A 22,655-nucleotide genomic window follows, 5' to 3' on the forward strand; every position below is an offset into this window, starting at 1 on the left:
TGAATGTCTCCTATCCTATGGTCTTTGGAACCTGATACTGTCCTTCTTTGGCTTTCGGCGCGTTTGCAAGCATCTCCTTACTGTTGTCGCCGTTTGTAACCACATCCTCACGGAATACGTTCTGATCCCCGAAAATATGGGACATGGGCTCTACGCCAGAGGTGTCCAGTTCATCCAGTTTATCTACATAATCCAGCATTTCCTGCATGTCCTTTTTGGCCTTTTCTTTCTCCTCTTCTGTCAGGGAAAGCTTTGCAAGAATGCAGACATTTTCCATGGTTTCGTCATCTATCTGTTTTGCCATTTCCTCATCCTCCTGAAATATTTGTTACGGCTCCAGACGGTTCAGATCTCTTGGGAACAGGCATGCTTCGCGGACATTTTCCTCACCAAGAAGCTGCATGGTGAGACGCTCCAGGCCGATTCCAAGACCGCCATGAGGCGGCATACCGTATTTGAAGGTATCCAGATACTGTTCCATTCCTTCTGTCTCCATGCCTCTGTCCTCGATCTTTTTCAGAAGGGCGTTGTAATCGTGGATTCGCTGTCCTCCTGTGGTGATCTCAAGGCCGTGGAAGAGAAGGTCAAAGCTTAAGGTAAATCTGGTGTCTTCCGGATCGTCCATTGCGTAGAAAGGACGCTTCTTGGAAGGATAATGGGTAACAAATACGAAGTCTGCGTCATACTCTTCCTTGAAGTACTGACCGATCAGGGCTTCCTCTTCCGGCTCTAAATCAAATGGGTTGCGGATCTGGCGGTTGTATTTCTTTGCCACCAGCTCCTTGGCCACATCAAAGCGGACTGCCGGGATTTTGGATGCATCGGGAAGCTCCACCTTTAAGATCTCCAGCTCTTTTTCATAGTCTTCCTTCAGAAGCTTCATGGCATACTGTAAAAATCCGGTTTCCATTGCCATGATCTCCTCGAAACTGTCAATATAGCCCATCTCGAAGTCAAGGCTTGTGTATTCGTTTAAGTGTCTCTTTGTGTTGTGCTTCTCTGCGCGGAAAACAGGTCCGGTCTCAAATACCCGGTCAAAAACACCCACCATCATCTGTTTGTAGAACTGGGGGCTCTGAGCCAGTACCGCCGGCTTGTGGAAATAGCTTAATTTAAACAGGTTTGCGCCGCCCTCTGCGCCTCTGGCACCGATCTTCGGGGTATGGATCTCGGTAAAGCCATTCTCATAGAGATAGTCGCGGAACGCTCTTGTCAGGGCTTCCTGGATCTTGAATCTGGCGCGCTCCTGAATATTTCGGAGGGAAAGGGAACGGTAATTTAATTTGGCTTCCAGGGAAGTATTTAATTTCCATTTGTCAATGGCAAGAGGAAGAGGCTCTGCAGGTGCGGATAACACCTGGATTTCACGGATGCGGAGTTCTCTGCCATGAGGGGCTCTTTCTTCTTCATTTACAATTCCTTTTACTTTTGCGGTCATGCCTTCCTTCAGGTCGTGAATGGAGAAATTTACTTCTTCATTTACAAATACTGTCTGGAACAGACCTTCTCTTTTTCTGATGATCACAAACGCAACATCACCCATGTTGCGGATACTGTGAATGGCACCTTCCAGGATGGCTTCCTGATTCAGAAGTTCCTCTCCCATCAGTGCATCCCAGCTGCTCACTTCTTTTTTCCAGCTTCCATCCAAAAACTCCATTTCCTCATCCTCCATTTCAAAATTCTTTCTATACTTCGTCATACAACAGCATCAGAACCATCTGTGCTGTCTCTGCCATATTGGTACCGGAATCCATACTGCATTTCTGAATATACCGATGCGCATCCTCTTCGCTTAAATGGTTTCGTTCCATGAGAAGAAGCTTCGCATTGGAAATATAATTCTGTTCCTTCCAGGAGCGGGCTTTGGGCTTCTTTTTCTCCCTGCGCAGCCGCCGTTCGATCTGGGAAAGCATCATGTCCACTGTGTTTACCAGATCACTTGCCTTCATAGGCATTTCCACAGTCAAAACGGAGGTTGGTGCTTCTGCGATCACCCTTCCGGATGCCAGCAGAAGCATTTCAAAGCAGGGAGGAAGATCGTCCAGCACATCCCGGTAATACCGATCCGGCAGCTTGTATCCGCAGATCAGGATACCGCTGTCCAGCTCACTCATGCTGGCAAGTGCTGTTGAAGCAGTTGAACATACCGCAGCTACCGGAAAACCGTGCCGATTCAATATGGTACGTATTTTCTTTGCGTCATCTATTTTCGGTAATGCAATTACAATGCTGCTGTTCATATGAGTGCCACTCTCTTCATCTTAAATCTTGTACAGGTATTCGCTGATTTCCCATTCACTTACCTGTCGCATATAATTCAGCCATTCTTCTTTCTTGGCTGCTGCATATTCTTCGCAGAACTTCTTTCCAAGAATGGACTGGATCCAGGTGCTGTTTTCAAAATGCACAAGTGCATCGTACAGGTTCTCCGGAAGATTTCCAATATTCATTGCCTTCTGATCGGACTCGGAAAAAGAACGGTCAGATGCTTTGGTTGGGTACAGCTTATGATGGATTCCATCCAGTCCTGCTGCCACGCACACTGCAAAAACAAGGTATGGATTTGCAGCTGCATCCGGGCTTCTCAGCTCAATGGCAAGGCTGTCTTTTCTTAAATTGGAAATACGGATCAGGGAGTTCTGGTTGTTCTTTGTCCAGGTCAGCTCCGTCGGCGCATCGTAGCCAGGTACCAGTCTCTTATAGGAATTTACAAGAGGATTGGTGATGGCTGCCATCTCCTGGCTGTGTGCCAGAAGTCCGCCGATAAAATGATAAGCATCCTCGCTGAGTCCGTTTACATCGGAAGGATCTGCAAAAATATTTTTGCCGTCTTTATATAAAGCGAAATGAATGTGCATACCGGAACCATTTACCTCTGCACGGGGCTTTGGCATAAAGGTTGCATGAAGACCGTGGCGCTTTGCGATGGTACGCACTGCCATCTTGAAGGTCATGACACAATCTGCCATCTCGTTTGCTCCTGTGAATTTGAAATCGATCTCATGCTGCGCCGGAGCAGTCTCATGATGGGAAGACTCTACCTCATATCCCATATCCTCCAGAGTCAGAACCATATCACGTCTTGCATTTTCTCCAAGATCAAGTGGGCTGATATCCAGATATCCGGCTTTTTCGTGTGTCAGTGTGGTCGGCACTCCGTTGTCATCTGTGTGGAACAGGAAAAACTCACATTCCGGGTCTACCTCGCAGATATAGCCTTCCTCTGCGGCCATATCAACCACCTGCTTCAGAATGTATCTCGGGCTTTTCTCAAGAGGGGTTCCGTCACAGCGGTAGATATCGCAGATCAGTCTGGCTACTTTTCCCTGCTGCGGACGCCACGGAAGAATGGTGAAGGTATCGTAGTCCGGATGCAGATACATATCCTGCTCCTTTTCTCCGGCGATTCCTGCAATGTAGGAGCTGTCTACCACATACTCATTGTCAAGTGCCCGGGGGAGCTCCCTCGCGGTAATCGCAATATTTTTTAAGGTACCGAACATGTCGGTAAACTGAAGGCGAATGAACTCTACATCTTCGTCTTCTGCCATCTGTAACACTTCGTCTCTGGTGTAATTCCCCATAATGTGCTCTCTCCTTTTCATTTTATTTCCTCATCCTGATTGAACATTGGGAAGATCTGTCCGGTAGGACAAATCCCTATAAAAACAAAAAAGGCGCACTTCAGAAAGATACCCTTCTGAAGAACGCCCTTGTTCATGCAGGTTATTATAGCAATCTGGGTTAGGTTTGTCAACTGGTTTTTTAACGCTTTACCATGGTTAAGTGAATATTATTGTCTTTTGCGGTCTGATTCGTGGCAGGCTTTGCTGTTGGCTCATAGGGAGGCAACTGCTTCATGGCTTAATTTGTTTAAATATTGCTTTGAGCCACTGTACGTCTTCTTTTGTTACTTCACGGAAACCGTAGCTGGCATTTAATATCAGGGCCTGCAGGTGGCTGATGGCCTCGTCTGGCACAGACGGACAATTTTTCTGCAGATAATCTGCCATGCTGTCGTCTGCATTGGAAGGATAACCCATCTGAATACAGATGAGAAAACGGTCCAGCTGGGGCTCCGGGAGCATCTGGGTTCCGGCAGAGCCAATAGGGTTCTCAGTGGCAATGACCACGAAGGGATCCAGCACCTGGCGGGTGACGCCGTCTACGGTTACCGTGCCCTCTTCCATGACTTCCAGAAAGGCGGACTGGGTCTTGGCGGAGGTACGGTTGATCTCATCGGCAAGGAACAGGTTGCACATAACTGCACCGCGCTGGTATACGAAGGTATCCTTTTCTTTTATGTACATGGAAATACCTGTGATGTCGGAGGGGAGAACGTCCGGGGTGAACTGGACACGGTTCTGGGTCAGGTTCATGGCACGGGCAAAGGCAAGAGCCATGGAGGTTTTGCCTACGCCGGGGATGTCCTCGATGAGGACGTGTCCGCCTGCCATCATAAACAGGAACCAGGGCCATACATCTACCAGTCTTCTGGCCATTGCAGCAGGCTGAAGCTGGGAAACGGTTTTGGACTTTTCTTCTCCTGTGTATTCCACTCTGCGGCCGCGCACCAGAAGCCTGTGGGTGTTCACCGCGTAAGGGGTGCAGGTCACAAGGGTCACATAGTCCTGCCATCTTCCCTTTCTTCACCTCATTTCGGTTGCCCATCGTCATACGGTTGCCGTACATAAAATATATCGGAATCACCAATCTGCGCCAACTCGCAGAACGACCAAAAAAACTGCCCCAAAATCCACCTTCCCCTATGCGGTTTCCATAGCACAAAAAGACCGGCAGCCCCAAAAGACCACCGGCACACTCGATCACTTCCCCTGCCCAAGGAGTCCTGGTCTCTGATTTTTTGACTTTCCGGACAAAAAAATAGACCTGCTGTCATCTGCAGATCTCTCCACAGACAACAACAGGTTTCCCCTAATGCATTTATTTACTTTACCATCCGTTCAGTACCATCGGTCATACGGATTCCCTCGCACCTTCTTTGTCTCTGGTGCTTTCTCAATACTCTTCTCAGCCTCTTCCCTCGTTGCAAACAGCCTGTGAACCTTCACCTGTATTCCGCCGCCCGTATCTGTAAAACGTACCAGGAACATCCCGCCGGAACACCTGCGGATCTCCACTTCTCTCACATACCTGTTTGATTCCACAATATATGCAGTATCCCCGACTTTCATAAAATCACACTCCTGCACTCAAAACATCCTTCATCCTCACCAGAACAGGAAGCACCTGCCCGTCAGCAAATCTCCGTTCAAAAGAACCATTAGAAAAATGATCTTCTCTCAGCAGCATTGTCAGCAATGCTGTACAAAGCTCATAATCCGCACCCGAAATTCGTTCCAATTCTTCATCACAGTCAATCGGCTCCGTAATCATATAATCCCCATAATTTGTTTTCAGATCTCCCATTGTCTTCAACAGATCCACATACAGATCTCCACGGGAATCCTTCAATTCCAGTATTCCCTGAATCTTTCTTATCTTCTCTGCTTTTGTCAATGCTATGCACCGCCTTCCATCAATCGTCCAAGAATCGAATATATGTTCTTTTATTTTAACATACCTTATATAATTATTCCAGTCCCCAAAAAACATAAGGATTTTCACAGCCTGCTTCTTCTAAGGAATAAAAAAACAGACCATATAACAACTCTATATGCTCTGTTTTCTATTCCTACAAATCTTCGTGCAGTTTTACATCGCTATTATCTGCCATGCATTTTTTTAAAGCAACAATCATTTTTTCCGCATCCAGCGGTTTTGCAAGATGTGCGTTCATTCCTGCTTCCATACACTTTTCTGCATCTTCCCTGAATGCGTTTGCAGTCATAGCAATGATAGGGATTGTTTTTGCATCCTGCCGTTCCAGGGATCTTATTGTTTTTGTGGCAGTAAGCCCATCCATCACCGGCATCATGACATCCATTAAAATAACATCGTATGTTCCCGGTTCGGAAGCTTCAAAATGCTGAACAGCTTCTAACCCATTTTTCACTGTTTCTACTTTAGCCCCATTTTCCGTCAGCATAAATTCTGCTATTTCTGCATTCAGCTCATTATCTTCAACCAATAATATCCGGACACCTGATATATCTGCATTGAAATCTTCTTTTTCTTCCGGTCGTGCATTCGTATCAATTTTAAATGGAAGTATTACAGTAAAACAGCTTCCTTCACCAAGCTTGCTTTCAACTGTTATGGTTCCGCCCATCTTTTCTACAAGTTGTTTCACAATAGGCATTCCCAGACCTGTCCCATTATAATCAGAACGTGGGGAATTGTCTGCCTGTACAAATGGAGTAAACAATTCATTTTTTATAAATTCTTCTGACATTCCAATTCCATTATCTTTTATTTTAAATTCACATGTCATGTGATCTTCTGATCTTTCAATCGTTCTCATACTCATGTAAATAAAACCATTCACCTTATTGTACTTCATACTGTTTGTAAACAGATTCATCAATATTTTTTTCAGATGAACTGCATTGCTCCAAACATATATACCACTGTAATCATCATGTTCTCCTATAACATGAAGTCCTTTTTCTTCTGCCTGAAAAGATAGTGACTCCGTGATTTCCTGACATACCTGATCCAGATTGATGGATTCATCACTAAAAACCACGGTATCCGATTCTAACTTTGCCATATCCAAAACATCATTTACCAATGATAATAGCAGTTTCGAAGACTCATTTATTTTATTCATGCAATCTTTTGCCCGCTCACCATCATTTCCGCTTTTTTCAAGAATTGTAAGCATGCCAATAATGCCATTGATCGGTGTCCTGATGTCATGAGACATGTTATTTAAAAAGGAAGTCTTAGCCTTATTGGCACTCTGTGCTTCTACAAGTGCATTATGTAATTCCTGCTGTTTTTCTTCAAGCTCCCGATTCAGCTTCAATGCCTGCTCAGCAGACTTCTTGGATTTTTCTTCCGCACGTTTTGATTTTTTCAAAGAATCAAGAATTATGCACAGGACAACCAAAATAGAGATTCCAACTATGAGTGAGACAGCCAGTAAATTGTCCTGAATAAAATCCTTCGCCGTAACTTTTCGTGAAGAAGCATTATACGAAACTACCGCACCTGAAAATTGAGTTGTAGGCATAGATGTCAGTGTTTTATTCAGAATGGACAAAAGAACCGGTTCTCCCTGCTGAACAGCAAATGAAACATCGGCTTCTTTTGTCAGGAAAACACTATGAAGCTTATTATTTTTCAAATAGTCAGAAACAGTACCTGAATTGCTTACAATACAATCTGCCTCCCCTTTCTGCATTGCTTTTACTGCTGCATCTGATGTCTCATATTCCATAACCTCCCATTGTGGATAATTGTATGAAAGATATGCTTTCAATACAAAATTATCTTTTTCAACGGCAACTATATTCTCTTTATTTTCATCAAAAGAATCCTTTGCCGTAATTGCTGCCATATTGAGAGTCAATAGCGTATCCGACAAAGCAAATCCATTTGTTTCTGCAAAGTATGGATTCTGGTTTGCATGAAAAATCAGGTCTATTTTTCCATCCTGCAATGCCTGAAGCAGTTCACTTCTTGTATCATATCCATTTAATTCAAATTCCAGAGTCTGACCTTGCAGACAATTTTCTGCAAGATCCACATAATCTGTAATAACACCTGTCAGTTTACCTGTTGATGGATCTACACTGCTGATACCTCCATCCTGATTCAGATACCCTATCCGGATTGCACCATGCTGCCCGATCCACTCACTTTCTTCTTTTGAAAGAAACGAGCTGCTCTGTGCAGAAAGATAACGCCTGTAGAGATCATCTGTGTAAAATGGGTTGTCATCCTTGATTCTGCGCATAGCACTATCCAGTGCTTCTTTGATATCCGGACGTTCTGGATTTATAGCGAAATAGATTTCTGTCTCTCCAATACTTGTAAGCGGTGAAATATCCGATTCTTCCCAACGGGATTCTTCTACCGAAACGAAGCAGTCAATTTCATGTTTCGACAGTTTGTCCATAACTTCTGCGGTATTAGAAACATTGACATGCTGCATATGCAGACCATACTTTAACTCCCATTCGTTAAGCACATCCTCCGTTATATTATCTTTAAACACACCAATATTTTTTCCCTCAAAAGAATCCAGATTTCCTGCTGTAAGATCTATATTGGATGCATCCGTATAGATGTAATATTTCTCTTCCCCCATAGGCATATCGGAAAAAAGCATATTTTCAGCACGTTCGTCTGTATAGGAAATGCCACCAAGAATATCAATCTCTCCATTTTCCAACTGTGTAAAGCAGTTTTTCCAATCACTTGTTATGTATTTATATGTCCATCCTGCATAACCTGCAATATCTTGAAGATACTCATAACCATAGCCGCTTCTTTCTCCCTTTTCATTGACTACATTATAAGTTTCCTCAAAAGATCCTACCCGAATAACATGATCAGAATTTTCTTGGGCAGATGTGGAAACAGGAAAAACAACCAAACATATCATTGTGCAAAATATAAAATAACAAGATTTGAAATTTCTTATATTCTGTACTAATTTGCACTTCTTCATCTTTCTCCCACCCTCCAGGCTACAGTTGCTTGCTTGCTTGCTTGCTTGCTTGCTTGCTTGCTTGCTTGCTTGCTTGCTTGCTTGCTTGCTTGCTTGCTTGCTTCCAGATTTTAATTTTGCATTCATTAATGTTCAATACCCCCACAACATTTTTATAAATATCTTTGCGACAGCTTCTGCTGTACTTTTACTCTTTATTATATAATCCAATTTTATCTATTTTTGTCTTTTATCCATTATGATCCCTTCCTCTTATACCTCCATCGATGTAGTTTTAATGAACATATCTTAAAATCGTTTTTATCACTTTCTCAATCACAATCGGCTTTGACAAATGTGCATTCATTCCTGCAGCCAGCGATGCCTGAACATCTTCAGCAAATGAATTGGCTGTCATTGCTATAATAGGAATGTTTTTTCCATCCGGTCTGTCATTCATCGCCCTAATTGCTTTTGCCGCTTCATAACCATTCATTTCAGGCATCATGATATCCATCAGGATTACATCAAATGTGCCTTCCGGATGATTTCTGAAAATCTCAACAGCATTCTTTCCATCCACAGCTCTTTCTACATTCATCCCGAACTCTTCCAACTGCACGGCAGCAATCTCTGCATTCAGTTCATTATCCTCTGCAAGAAGGACATTCACACCTGTAAGATTTACCTTTTCAGAAAAACCTGTGTCTGACTTATTACATTCCTTATCTGTAATTTCCAAAGGAATATCCACAGTAAATGTGGTTCCCTCATGCTTTTTACTCTGCACGGAAATGGTTCCACCCATCATATCTACATACTTCTTTACGATAGCCATCCCCAGTCCAACTCCATGGTACTGCGTTCTCACATCGGAATCTTCCTGTGCAAATTCCTCAAAAACTTCTTTTGTAAATTCCTCACTCATGCCAATACCAGTATCCGAAATGCGGTAACGCATATTTATATATCCATCCCCGCCCTTTTCCAGACACCGGGCTTCAAATGTAATCGTCCCTCCATCCGGAGTGAATTTCACGGCATTGCTCAGAATATTGACCAGCACATCGCGCAGGCGTGCAGGATCCGCAAGTACATTTGGAATCTTTGCTTCTTCACGCTGAATCTTAAAGTTGATATCCCTGTTCATAAGAAAACCTTTTGTAATATCCAATGCAGAATCTGTAATGTTTTTCACATCCGCCGGTACCGGATTGTAATTCACTTTTCCACTTTCGATGCGGGTCAGATCTAATATATCATTGATCAGCGACAGTAAATGCTCTGAGCTTTCGTCAATCTTTTCCAGACAATTTTTCACTTCGCCTGACGGATTGTTTTTCATTGCAATACCGGTAAATCCTATGATTGCATTCATCGGTGTCCTCATATCATGGGACATATGTGACAGAAATGCTGTTTTTGCCTTGTTTGCAGCCTGTGCATGCTCTGCCAGTTCCGCCATTTCCTCAGCTTTCTCCTGGGCCGCCTTCTGAGCTTTTTTTCTTGCACTGAGACGCACCATTATCACAGCCATAGTAGTCAGCAGCCATCCAAAAATAAGAAGAACCCAAACAGTAACAACAGGATGCAGACGTATCCAGTCAACAAATGTCAGCTCTGTTGCTTTGTATGTGGTATACTGTGCTGCAAGATCTTCAACAAGATTTTGGGGCATGGCATACATTGCTTTCGTCAGAATACCAGCCAGCGCATGGTTCTCAGTTGATGAAATTACCATGCGGTAGGTGAATGTAGGCTGTTCCAGCAGAGTATATGTCATGGTGCCCGTAGTGTCACTGTTCACAAACGCCTGTGCCATGTAATAGTAGACGAAGGCGGCATCTGCTTTACCCTCACGGACAGCTTCCATCATTTCCTGTCGGGTACTGCACATCAGTTTTTCTGCACCGGGTGCCATTGCATCTTCAATTGAATTTGATGCTGTCTGGTCAACAGTAGTAACAACATTAATTTTTCCATCAAAGTCACGCCGTGTCACCCTTGCCAGCTGCATCGTAATGAAAGGTGCAGTAATCCCCCATTTTTTCGTCTCAGCATAGTTATCTGTTTCCAGGCGCGCATCGATGCTCATATCTGTGGTTTCCTTATTTTTCTGATAAGCAATATACTCATCTCTGGTGGCAGGTGTAAGAAACTCATAGGAAATCCCGGCATAGTCTGCAATTTTCCGGAAGTAATCCGGGATAATACCCTTCATCTCACCATTTTCATTATAAGAATATGGATAACGGGTCGGATCACACAGAACATGCAGCGGGTTGTCCTTGGAATACTGTGAAATAATACTTTTTTCTTTCTCCGTATATTCCAGATTCTTAGTTTCTATGCTTTCATAATTTTTATTGTAAAGCGTCGTTTTCCAGTCACCCTCAACCGCATTCATCTGATCGATCGCATAATTGATCTCATTCAGCAATTCTGTATTGCCCTTTTTAACAATGACATAGAAATCGCTGCTGCCAAATTTATCCACGATTCGCTCATTGTTTGTTTTTCTCAGAGAACTGGTAACAATCGCATCAACTTTTTCGCTCTGAAGGGCTTCCTCCATCTCTGCGGTCGTATCAAAATAAGATGGAACATATGTAAATCCTTTGTTGTCTGCAAAATCCGCAAACTCTTCATTCCGGGTGTTTCCGTTCAAAAGCGCCACACGCATACCGTTGTAAGTGCTGTAATCGCCGTCCACAATCGTGCTGTTGTCACTGCGGACGGTCAGCATCCCATAATTGGTTCCGATCGGACGTGAAAAATCAAACTTTTCTTCTCTGTCCGGTGTTTTGCGGGCAGATGTTACCATGTCGATCTCGCCATCTTCAAGCATCTGCTGCATATCATCCCAGCTCTTATCATATCCGATATATTCGTAATCTACATCCCAATAACGGGCCATCAACCGAAGAAAATCATAGCCATACCCACTGCGGTTGCCTTCTTCATCCATCACATGATAACCATCCATGGCAAAGAAACCGACTTTGACAGTTTCATGCTGCGAACTATCCTCGGCCGCATATGCAGTCAGGGGAGAAAATATCATACACACGCATACAAAAACCAGTAACACTGCCACATATTTCTTTGCTCTCGAAATCATATTAAATCTCCTGTCTGTCTGTCTGTCTGTCTGTCTGTCTGTCTGTCAAATATATTTCTCTATACATCTCTTTGTCAACCTTCTGATTTAATAAAATTACACTACTGTATCAAAACCATTTGTCACTGTTCAATGCCCTGCGGTTCGGTGCCCCCCCCCGCCGGATTTTATGCTTCTGATCGTCTTCTCCAGTACCGTCATCTCAACCGGTTTTGAAACATGTGCATTCATACCGGCTGACAGAGAATGCTGGATATCCTCTGAAAATGCATTGGCGGTCATGGCAATGATCGGAATCTTCTTTGCCAGTTCATGGGAGCTTCTGCGGATTGCCTTTGTTGCCTCATAACCATTCATAACAGGCATCTGCACATCCATCAGGATCATGTCATAATCCCCCGGAGCAGACTGTTCAAATGCTTTCAAAATCTCTTCGCCATTTTCACAGATAGTACATTCCGCACCTTCAATCTTTAACAGTTCTGTCAGGATCTCTGCGTTCAGCTCATTATCCTCTGCACACAGGAATCTCATTCCCTGAAGGATATTTCCATCCTGCTCATCTGTTTCTTCTTGTGCTGCCAGAGCGGCCGTTCTATCCTCTGCAATTTTCAGATCCATGAGAATCTCAAAACAGCTTCCCTGTCCCAGTTCACTTTCCACATCAATGGTACCTCCCATTGCCTCAACCAGGTTCTTAGTAATCGCCATTCCAAGTCCGGTTCCCTGTATTTTGTTTGTAAGGGAACTTTCCGCACGGGTAAACGCATCAAAAATTGTATCCATGAAATCTGCCGACATTCCCATACCATTGTCACTGACTAAAAAGCGGTACTTTGCATAGACAGATGACTTTGTCTCACATTCTTCTACCAGAAGCTGAATTTTTCCACCCTCTTGCGTATATTTTATGGCATTAGACAGCAGATTACTGAAAATCTGCATCAAATGAACCTGATCACCATTCACCCACTCATGGTGAATATTTTCTTTTATGATTGTAAAAGTCTGCTGCTTTTCATATATTTGAGAATGAAATATAGTGTCAAGTTCCTGCATAAATTCCAAAATTGAAAAATCAGAGTACTTAAAAACCGTTTTTCCTGCCTCAATCTTGCTCATATCCAAAACATCATTGATAATTCCTAACAGATGCTGTGATGAAATATCTATTTTATCTGCATACTCTATAACTTTTGCTTTATTACCTGCATCATGTCTGATCAAAGATGTAATACCAATGATTGCATTCATAGGTGTGCGAATATCATGTGACATATTAGACAGGAAATCCGTTTTCGCCTTATTTGCATTTTCAGCTGTCTGTAAAGCCTCTGTTGCAACGTTCTTTGCCTTTTTCAGTTTTTGATTGACTACTTCCATTTCCTTCATTGTTTGTAAATGAAGTTCATTATTTCTTTTTTCATATTCTGCTTTTTGATCTGCAAGACTAAGTCTGGAAATACTGTAGAATAATCCGGCAAAAAGTAAAAGTATAGAACCTGCCATGAGTATTGTTGTAAACAGCACCGTTTTCTGGTAATCCATCAGCACATTGTCAACAACTCCCTTTGCCACAATGCATACCAAAATGGTGTTGTTGCTTTCTATCGGGCAATACCCCAGATAATAGGGGTTCTGTTTTCCCAAAAGTGCAACTCCGGATTCTCTGTTATCAAACTTCTTTTTGAACAAATCAGCTTCCTCTTCTGTAATAGCCTGTTCCCCTTTTAAATGTTTTAACAAAGAATAATTACGCAGGTATTTATCACCACTCTGGTTCGTATACGTAATATTTCCGTCATGATCCAACATGAACAAATATGCATTCCCATCATAACCTTTCAGTTTTAACATGGAATCCAGTTTCGAATGATCATACACAGTTCCAATTGCCGTATAAGTTTCCCCATTGATCGTATATTCCTGACATGGGATCGCAACCAGATAACCGTCTTTTTTCTTCTGATCATAATCAAGACGCACCAGTTTTCCAATATTGTATCCATTCTTTAAGTCCAGCAGAAGTTTACTTGGCATATCAATCCGCATTTTTGTTCCACCTGCTGATATTGCCTGACCATTCTCCTGAATGAATATAAGGGTACTTTCCGATTCTTTTTCCCATGCCTCAAAGAAACTTTTGTTCACATCCGTTTCAAGAGACAGCTCCCTCTCATGAAGTAAAAATTCCTCAACCAACTGCAGCTGGCTGTAGTATCCACTCACCTGAAGATCATAGGTCTGCTGTATCTGTTCAACAACAGCTCCCATACTGCTTTTTCCGTTTTCGCTGATATACTTCTTAGACTTACTTATCAGATACTTGATACAACCTAAGCTTAAAAGAATAATAAGTAGTATAAGCAACAGCCTTGTTATTTTTTTTCTTTTATTTACCGTTTGTTCTATCTCCACTTTTACTGTTCAACCTCTATATAGTCTTCCGGTGCTGACGGCTGCTGTCCTTTTGACATTGCTTCGATCCATGCACTTGATAATGTTGTCTCTTTAAGCTGCTCAATCTCACATTTCGAATTTATTTTTTTCAATACAGACATTGTGGTGTCTGTAAGAAGAATCGAGTATTCCTTTTCTTTGTCTATTTTCTTATCGTTAACTGTTAAGTCCTTTAACGAAAATCCACTTTCCTCTTGATTGACGATCATTTTCATACCGGATGCAATTGGTAATTCGTATTTATTGGTTACGTAAAAATTCTCATCCGCATCGGCGAGATAATTTTCCACGAGTTCACAAACCTGTTTACCATTGATTTTTGCAACATATAATGCTGTATCTGAACTCTTCGCTGTCATCATGCCAACCCGGCTGCTGGTGCATTCTCCTTTGTACATAGAGGAAGTGAAATAATAATATGGTGCCAGAGCCAGCTGTGCATCATTTTCTTCTCTGATCGTAGTTAAAATGGAAGATGCTGCATCACGGCCATTTCTATCGTTCAGTGAAATAGAATATTCATTTTCAAAATTCACCGTTGCTTTTTCTTCTGGATCTTTACGATTCATTGCACTACAAAAAGTATCATAAGCCTGTGTTTCATCCATTTCCCCTGACAGTAATCCGTGAACAGCCTCAAGACTTGCATCAAATGATTTTTGAGCGGAATACCGGATATAAACAGCATTATTATTAATTTCCTCTTCCAGTCCAGGCACATCCTGCATCATGGTTGGAACATCTGTATTCAATGAAATAACACCGCTTCCATCCGCAATCAGCTTTTGCCCCTCTTCTGAAATCATACAATCCAGCACATCCAGTGCAGTATCCAGTTTCTCCCGGTCTTTTTCCAGGTTTTTGTTAAATGCAATGTTTAAGGACGGAGTCATGTACACATAGGATTCATCCGATGTCTGTGAAAAGTAAGGAATACGGATCAGATCTGCATCCATCTGTTTCTGCAGCTGCTGCATAACCGTCGGATGTCCATGAAACATTGCTGATTTTCCCTCGACAAACATCTGGGTTCCTGTATTGATGTCAATATTGATATCTTCTTTACCAAAGTGCGAGTCCTTAAGAAACTGACTGGTTTCTGAAAAAATACGTTTCCATAATGTATCATCAAACTTTACTTCATCCGCTGCAGTCTCTGCACCGTTTCGCCATTCCATACCATCCAGGCTTGTAAACTCACCGATTGCCGCTGCCTGGATGATTTCATTATTAGACCAGTCTTCACCAAGATCCATGGAATACGGTTTTATGCCATTATCATAAAACTGCTGACAGGCCTGTACATATTCCTCATAATTTTCTGGAATCTTTATGCCATACTGATCAAACAGTGTTTTGTTGGCAATGATCGTCTGCGGAATACCACAGATTGGCAGCCACTGGATTTCATCCTCCGCATTCTTATAATATTGCACCGCATAAGAATAGTACTTGGAAACAACATCATAAGAAGCAAAATCCATAAGATAAGGCTGTAAGTCCTGTGCATCTGTTCCAGAGAATCGACGTACTGTTATGATATCCGGCAATTCATCATGTTCTTTAAAATAACTGTATAAATCGGTATCATTGTTCCCAATAATAAATTCAATATCCTGATCAGGAAACTGTTCATGGATATAGGGTGCAATATTTTTCATCAAACGATTTTCCCACAGATAAACGGTAAGATGATCATCATTTTTAGATACTTCTTTCTTTGACTGTCCACATCCAGACAAGACAGCAGATGCTACAAGTACACCTGACACCACTGCAATCAGACAACGTTTTGCCTTTTTCATACTTTTATTTTCCTCATTCTTTCCTGATAAAATCATTATTGTTACGCCTATGAAATAACACCGTAAAAAAGCACCGTCAGACAGACAGTGCACCTCATTTTATGCAACTGGCTGCCATTTTACAGGCCCTGTAGCTTTGCGTCCCAGACTTTCATCTGGTTTGCCGATTTCCTTATTATAGATATAGCTTTTAAACTTATGCAAAAAAACTGATTTTATTATACTTTAACGTTCTACTATGCACAAGAAAAAAATTACCGTTTTAACGTTCAAAAACAAAAAAAGAACAGCCGATACATATACTCGAACTGTTCTCCTACTTCCGAAGTCCACGCAGCATTGACATCACTGTTTCCTGCTCATTTGTACTCAGATCGTTCCATATCCCTAGAACTTCTTTCTGTTTTTCTGTCAGATTCTCTGAATTACCTTCCTGAAAAAACTGCGATAATGTCACGCCCAAAGCTGTACATATTTTTTCAAGTGTGATCAGCGACGGCAGGTTTTCCTGCGCCATGATTCTTCCCAGTGACGACTGGGAAATTCCCGACAGCTGCGATAATCTGTATTTACTGATATCACGCTTTTCACATAAAGATGTTATTTTATCCGCAATATACTTCTCTATCTGCAAGTAACTATACCTCATTTCCGCTATTACATGTTCTTATTGTACCTGTAATAATAGAAAAATATTAGTAATCAACTTTGCAAGTATTCATTCCCATTATAGGAAGTATACCGGTAAAAAAAATATAAAGATACTTTCGTTTCCGCAAAAGTCATTTTCGCTTATATCGTTTTTATAATAGCACAGACAGTTATGTTTGTCACATAAAAGTTTGAAACCTCAAACAAAAAAATAAGCCTGCCGTCATCCGCAGATTTCTCTACAGACAACAGCAGGTCCATTCCCTATTTCTTCAACATTTCATTCACCCGTTTCTGCACTGCCCCATAATCATATCCCGCAGCCTGCAGTTTCTTCTTCCTGTTCGCGCCGTTCCCCCACTTTCCGGCAATAACTTCCTTTGCCACAGCTTCCACACTCTTTTTCCCACTGCCTTTCACCAGCTCATTCACCTTCGCCTGCACTACCCCATAATCATATCCTGCAGCCTGCAGTCTCTTCTTTCTGTCCTCACCGTTCCCCCACTTTCCGGCAAGCACTTCCTTCGCCACAGCTTCCACACTCTTCTTTCCTGTACCGGTATTCCCGCCGGTTTCATTCGCAGCCTTCTCATACCGCGGAGCCGCATACCCGCGGATATATCCCCATCCCAAAGGGAGCACCCTTTTGTCAACCTTTTCACCCCGGTTACCTTCAATAGCAGTTACCATTCCGCCGGAAACCTTCTCCACAAAACCGATATGATCACTGTACCCATCATTCGGCTGTGCTGCCTTATCCCAGTTATAGACAATCACATACCCCGGCTCCGGCGTGATGGTACCATCCTCAATCCAGATCCCCAGCTTTTTAAAAATCTTCACATGCTCCTCAACGCCGCACTCCCTGCCGATCAGCTCACTGCATCCCGCCTTGATCCCTGCGGCAGACACACAGGTATCACACCATTCATCTGAATACTGCACTGCATATCCTCTGGGAAGCGGCTTCACACTGTTATACAGGTCAATAATCTCCTTAAACTTTCCATTGGCCTCACTGAACCCCAGCCAGCCCCTCATCACATCCAGAACACTCTCAGCAGTCTTTGCCATAGTCTCACATCCTCCTTCATCAAATCTTGTCAGTTCATACTGACGGATCACCTTCATGCAGTTCTCTACATAGGAAAAAGAAGTGGCATACCCGTCAGCACGGATGGTTTCCAGATATTCCTGCGGATCCCGGATCCCCTGCAGGTTCCGGTACCGTTCCAGCTGGATAAACTCAAAATAGCCCTTCACGCCCTCTTCCATGGAATCAAACACCTGGAAATTATCACGGATGGAAGTCAGCGTCCCTTCCCTGTATTCTTCCTGTGTACGCATATTTACAGACCTGCCAGTCCATCTGGTGCCGCATTTCAGTCCGAAATAATTATGGTACTGACTGGCCAGCCTGCTCTCACCCCATCCGGATTCCAGCACTGCCTGTGCGATCACAGACGAGTACACCAGAATCCCATACAGTCCTGCATACTTCTTCACATACCCCGCAATATCTGCGATAAATTTCTCCCTTGCAATCCTCATTCCCCATCACTTCCTTCCCCTCTGTCATGCAGCTGTTCCAGCACATCTTTCATCTTCTGCGGGATAGGCAGTCCCAGATGTCCTGCATTCTCCAACAAACTCACACCCTCATTGGAAATATAGAAAAAGATCACCGCTGTCCTCAGCACGGATCCATTCCCAATCACAACCACATCCAGAATGTTCGCCATTCCCACCAGCAAAAAGATCAGCACTTTTCTGCAGATTCCCCGGAATCCCACCTCACTGGAAAGCGTATGGTCCGCAAAAGCACACATCACCCCGGTCAGGTAATCGATCACCACAAAAGCGATCAGAGCATACAGAAGCCCGTCACAGCCTCCCATAAACCAGCCCAGCCATCCGCCTACAGCCATAAAAACCATCTGAATAAAGTTCCAAAATTCCTTCATGCCAGAATCCTCCTCCCATGAAAAAAGCAGCCCCCATTTCTGAGAACTGCCGTAAATAAGTTTTCTATCTTCATGCCCTGCGGCAGAAAGACCTACATTGTTTCCTCCGTCAGCGTATACGTGATCTTCATCGTTTTGTCCGTATTCTTCACCACCGCTGATGAAAGATTATTGATACTTGCCAGATAGGGCGTCAGAAGGTAAGCACACCTGTGCTCCTTCCCATAACTGCCGCCCCACATAAACACAAAGTTCTTATATTGGAACAAAGGCGTTGCCATGGCTTCAAACCTTGCGCTCCCCTGCGTCTTGATCACCCTGTCATCCGCCGTGATCTGGAAATCCCCTGCCACGATCATGTCCCCGAGCAGCGTCATATACACCTCACAGGAACCTGCCTCGCCAAGAGATTTCAGCTTGGAAGTAAAGCCCAGCGGGATCAGCGTCACATCCGCTGAATTTGCAGTATTGATCTTATAAACTCCCTTCTTATCATAAGAAGGCACATACAGATACCCCTTCCTCACACAGCATTTTACATTCCGTTCCGGATAGGAACCGTCCTTTGCCCTTGTGCCCACTTCTGACAGCTTCGCCTTGGACAGTGTCCAGCTCCCCTCCGTAAAGGAATAATCCTTTTTGGAGATCCGGATCCATACCATCTTCGCATCCCCGGAAGAATTCGGCTCATTGGAAAATCCATACCAGTATCCGTCATGTCCGTCCATAAATTCCCCGTACTTTGTATAATCCCCTAGGAACGTAAAGCTTTCCGTTGTCAGCGTCTGCTCTTCCAGTACGGTATACGTGGTATCATCCAGCTTCTCATTCAGCCCGATGTTAAATACCGGGATCCGGATCTTAGTAATGGTCACACTGGAAGTCCCAAAGGTGATGGAATACAGCAGGTTCTTTTCAAAATCCAGCTCCACTGCCTCAAACAGCGTCATCTGCTTCGCCTTCGGGATATCCCCGATATCCACCTTTTTCAGAAGCAGGAACGTGCTGGCATCCCCTGCCGCACTGCCAAACGCATTCTGCCCTCCCAGGGCACTGGTCAGTGCCACCGCTGCAATATTTCCATTTCCCTGGCTGGGTGTAAACTCCCACACAAACTTATATCCATTGTCCAGTTTCTTGCTCTCCGTCTGGTTCAGGCTTCCCCTCGCCACATTGGAACCGGAATTAACATTGTTGGAAGCATAAGCCACAGGAAGGTTCTTCCCCTGCTCGTAAATATGGTCCGCCTTTTCTTCCAGCACTGCCGGAAACAGCAGGATCCCGCCGATCATGTTCGGGCAGATGGGAAGCAGCGTCCCGTTCCACAAAACAGAATTGTCATACTCCCCGCTGGCTTTCAGATAAATCCCCATGGGATTCAGCCCCAGAATATTATTCACCGCCTCCGTGATCATGTTCGTCTCCTGCAATGTTTCCACCGCACCCGTATTCGTATCGGTCAGTTCAATGACCATCTCGCCTTTTAATCTCATCACACACCCTCCATTTCTACCGGCCTGCAGAAACCGCTGATTCCCGCTCTCTCAGCAAAATACACCTCAAAGCCTCTGTTCACTGTCTCCTTCATCTGCATGGACAGCGAATCCCGGAAAACATTCACATCCAGTCCTCCGCCAATGGCAAATCTCCTGGTATAATCTTCCACCTCAAGCTTTCCATCCCAGGCTTCCCCAGCCGCCATTGCCTGTCCGCTGACAGAAGCAATGCAGTCTCCCACATCAACCGTACCGCTGCCATACTCCATCCAGAGATACACATTGAATGTATTCGTATAATTAGCAACGATCTTCTCAATGGGATAATACAGCGACAAAATATGTTTCCCGGAATGCCAGGTCTCCACCGGACAATGCTCCACAATCTCCTCATTGTTAAATTCAAAGACCACATGGCATGAAGCGTTTTGTCAAGTGCTTTTTTGAGTTATTGACGCAAATTATCGTGAAAGTGCGAAAGTGCAAAGTGCAAAGGGTCTGCGTTTTGCACTTTCAGCTTGCGGGTTCGGGTGGCTGCTTCTTCTTGAGGAAGTTGTACCATTGACCGCCGACACGCCTTGCGCCTAAAATGCCGCCCATGTTGCGCTTGGCGTTCTGTACCGTCCTTTCGGATATTCCGGCTTCGGCTGCGGCTTTTACAATGTTCTCGCTGGCAAGCTCTTTCCCGTCTGCAAGCAGGTCAAGTATCAGCCTTTCGGCTTGCTCGGTCTTGGTGGCGGTGTTCCCACCCGCGCCGGACAGCAGCTCGTCGGCGGTGATGTCGTATTCGCCTATCCACGAAAAGCCCGTTTCCGGGTCAAGGCAAAAGGCTACGGGCTTTCCCTCCGGCGCAAGGGAAGATTTGTCATGGACGATAACGCGCACATTCGGTTCTCGCTTTACGCGCCCGATCAGTAGGACGCTCCTTGCTGCGGCGCGGAAGTCGATAGAACCTAATCCCCGGTATGCGCTCTGCCCTCCGGCAGCTTTGTTGAGATGTCCGATAAGGATAACGGCGCACCCGGTACGCTCGGCAACATCGGCAAGGCGGCGGAACATGGGGCGCACTTCGTTTGCCCGGTTCATGTCGGTTTTTTCGCCCATGTACGCCTGTATGGGGTCAAGGATAATCAGCCGCGCCCCGTTCTGCGTGATTGCCTTTTCTATGCGCTCATCGGAGAGGGTAAGTTCCCGTTTTGCTTCATCAATCACAAGTACGCGGTCAAGGTCGGCTTCGGCTTCTATCAAGCGGGGCTTGACGGTATCGCCCAGCCCGTCCTCGGCGGTCTGGTAAATCACTTGGAATGGCGGCAAGGGCTTCATTCCCGGCAGCGTTCCCCCGGTGGTGCAGGCGGCGGCAAGGCGTAGGGCAAAAGTGGTCTTTCCCTCGCCGGGATTGCCTTGCACAATGGTTACTTTCCCAAAGGGAATATACGGCTCCCATAGCCATTCAACGGTCTGTGTGTCAACCTCGCTCATGCGGATAATCTCGACGGTTTCCTCCTGGGTTGGCTCTTTCAAGCCGTAAATCGCTTCCCGGATATACTTCCCGTCTGTGATTTCTGCCCGGTGCTGCAATACCTCGTTCCAGTCCTTGTAAAGCGGCACAAGGCGGTGGACGGTCAAGCCCTCCGGCATGAGCTTCACAAGGCGGCTGCAAGCGTCGTTTCCGGCTTCGTCGCTGTCAAGGCAGAGGTAAACGGTCTTGATGTTCGGACGGTCAGAGAGGAAACGCAACAGGGCTTTTTCTCCCACGCCGCCCAATGACAGGTAGCTTTGCTTCTGCCAATCCTTTTTGAACAGGCAGAGAAACGATAACAGGTCAATGGGGGCTTCAAAGACAAACAATCTTTCGCCCTCGCCACGGTAGCAGAAGTTAAAGGCTTTGTCGCTGCCTTTCACATCAAGCCGGAAGCTCCCGGCTGTGCCGCGCTGGTGGGCGTATCGCGGTATGCCGCTTTCATCTCTGCCGACGAATACGGCGTTATGGTGGGCGGCTTCCTCGTAAATATCCCCGGTGGAAAAGAAAAAGCCCGACACATCTTCATCAATGCGGCGGGCTGCTGTGAGGTAGTTCCTCGCTGTTCGGTTGTCGGGGCTGCGGGGCGGCAGTCGGAAGTCAGAAAAGGACGCGGGGCTTGGTCTGTCCGGCGGTTGGGCTGCGCCTTTTTCTCCTGTCAGCACTTCAACGGCTTCGGTGAAGCTCTTGCCGAAAAACTCCATGACAAAATCAACGGGTGCGCCGCCTTTGCTCTGGCTGTGGCGATACCATTTGTTTCCCCGGATAGTCAAGCTGTCGTGCCGTTTCCAGCGGTATTCCTGTCCGGCGCGGATAAGCTGCTCGCCCTGTGATTGCAGGAAAGAAACAAGGTCGGCTTGGTTGGCCCGGTCTATCTGTTCTTGGGTGTAATACATGGTTGATACCTCGCTTTCTGTGGTTGAATTGTTCATAGGTTTTGAGTATAATGAAATCGACAAATCGTTAAGGAAAGAATCGAAGGTGGTGCAAACGAAAAAGCAGTATGGAGACTTTTCATTAACTGCCCTTTCGTTTGCATCAATTTCGATTTTTTCTGGTTGAACAAAGCGCGTCAA

General features: G+C 44.6%; 16 protein-coding genes, 1 pseudogene and 1 riboswitch. All 17 genes and pseudogenes read right to left on the reverse strand.

The window, feature by feature from the left end:
- Positions 1-10 precede the first annotated feature (10 nt).
- Positions 11-304, reverse strand: coding sequence for an Asp-tRNA(Asn)/Glu-tRNA(Gln) amidotransferase subunit GatC (gatC, locus tag H8S54_RS17095; protein WP_021925413.1), 294 nt, complete (start codon positions 302-304; stop codon positions 11-13).
- A gap of 24 nt (positions 305-328) precedes the next feature.
- Positions 329-1,660 carry an aspartate--tRNA(Asn) ligase gene (aspS, locus tag H8S54_RS17100; protein ID WP_186901903.1) on the reverse strand — a complete coding sequence of 444 codons (1,332 nt, stop codon included), beginning with the start codon at positions 1,658-1,660 and terminating at the stop codon, positions 329-331.
- A 28-nt stretch (positions 1,661-1,688) separates the two neighbouring features.
- A complete protein-coding gene (locus tag H8S54_RS17105) occupies positions 1,689-2,243 on the reverse strand; it encodes an ANTAR domain-containing response regulator (RefSeq protein WP_021925411.1) in 555 nt (184 codons plus the stop codon).
- A 21-nt stretch (positions 2,244-2,264) separates the two neighbouring features.
- A complete protein-coding gene (gene glnA / locus H8S54_RS17110) occupies positions 2,265-3,587 on the reverse strand; it encodes a type I glutamate--ammonia ligase (RefSeq protein WP_021925410.1) in 1,323 nt (440 codons plus the stop codon).
- A gap of 444 nt (positions 3,588-4,031) precedes the next feature.
- Positions 4,032-4,505 (reverse strand): annotated as a pseudogene (locus tag H8S54_RS19230) (AAA family ATPase); the annotation flags it as partial.
- 462 nt (positions 4,506-4,967) lie between these two features.
- Positions 4,968-5,198, reverse strand: a complete 231-nt coding sequence (locus H8S54_RS17120) for a hypothetical protein (RefSeq protein WP_021925408.1) — start codon at positions 5,196-5,198, stop codon at positions 4,968-4,970.
- Between the two features lie 4 nt (positions 5,199-5,202).
- On the reverse strand, positions 5,203-5,523 hold the full coding sequence (locus tag H8S54_RS17125) for a DUF6508 domain-containing protein (RefSeq protein WP_021925407.1): 321 nt from the start codon (positions 5,521-5,523) through the stop codon (positions 5,203-5,205).
- 175 nt (positions 5,524-5,698) lie between these two features.
- Complete coding sequence (locus H8S54_RS17130) at positions 5,699-8,710, reverse strand: response regulator (RefSeq protein WP_279288587.1); 3,012 nt, start codon at positions 8,708-8,710, stop codon at positions 5,699-5,701.
- 148 nt (positions 8,711-8,858) lie between these two features.
- Positions 8,859-11,684, reverse strand: coding sequence for a transporter substrate-binding domain-containing protein (locus H8S54_RS17135; protein WP_186901894.1), 2,826 nt, complete (start codon positions 11,682-11,684; stop codon positions 8,859-8,861).
- A gap of 129 nt (positions 11,685-11,813) precedes the next feature.
- Positions 11,814-13,958: an ATP-binding protein gene (locus tag H8S54_RS17140; RefSeq protein ID WP_186901895.1), complete on the reverse strand. Its 2,145-nt coding sequence runs from the start codon at positions 13,956-13,958 to the stop codon at positions 11,814-11,816.
- Between the two features lie 146 nt (positions 13,959-14,104).
- On the reverse strand, positions 14,105-15,949 hold the full coding sequence (locus H8S54_RS17145; RefSeq protein WP_186901896.1) for an ABC transporter substrate-binding protein: 1,845 nt from the start codon (positions 15,947-15,949) through the stop codon (positions 14,105-14,107).
- Positions 15,950-16,048: 99 nt separating this feature from the next.
- Positions 16,049-16,124: riboswitch (cyclic di-GMP riboswitch) on the reverse strand.
- 141 nt (positions 16,125-16,265) lie between these two features.
- Positions 16,266-16,583 carry a helix-turn-helix domain-containing protein gene (locus H8S54_RS17150; protein ID WP_117449860.1) on the reverse strand — a complete coding sequence of 106 codons (318 nt, stop codon included), beginning with the start codon at positions 16,581-16,583 and terminating at the stop codon, positions 16,266-16,268.
- 281 nt (positions 16,584-16,864) lie between these two features.
- Positions 16,865-18,145 (reverse strand): glucosaminidase domain-containing protein, encoded by a 1,281-nt coding sequence (locus tag H8S54_RS17155; protein ID WP_456298168.1) that lies wholly within the window; start codon positions 18,143-18,145, stop codon positions 16,865-16,867.
- 2 nt (positions 18,146-18,147) lie between these two features.
- Positions 18,148-18,564, reverse strand: a complete 417-nt coding sequence (locus H8S54_RS17160) for a phage holin family protein (RefSeq protein WP_186901898.1) — start codon at positions 18,562-18,564, stop codon at positions 18,148-18,150.
- Positions 18,565-18,656: 92 nt separating this feature from the next.
- The gene (locus H8S54_RS17165) at positions 18,657-20,057 is read right to left on the reverse strand and encodes a hypothetical protein (RefSeq protein WP_186901899.1); all 1,401 of its coding nucleotides are present in this window, start codon (positions 20,055-20,057) and stop codon (positions 18,657-18,659) included.
- A complete protein-coding gene (locus H8S54_RS17170) occupies positions 20,057-20,443 on the reverse strand; it encodes a hypothetical protein (RefSeq protein WP_243176874.1) in 387 nt (128 codons plus the stop codon). Before H8S54_RS17170 ends, H8S54_RS17165 begins: the two co-directional genes overlap by 1 nt.
- 130 nt (positions 20,444-20,573) lie before the next feature.
- A complete protein-coding gene (locus H8S54_RS17175) occupies positions 20,574-22,475 on the reverse strand; it encodes an AAA family ATPase (protein ID WP_186901904.1) in 1,902 nt (633 codons plus the stop codon).
- Positions 22,476-22,655: the final 180 nt, after the last annotated feature.

Origin of the sequence: Blautia segnis, assembly GCF_014287535.1 — a bacterium.
Lineage (GTDB): Bacteria > Bacillota > Clostridia > Lachnospirales > Lachnospiraceae > Blautia_A > Blautia_A acetigignens.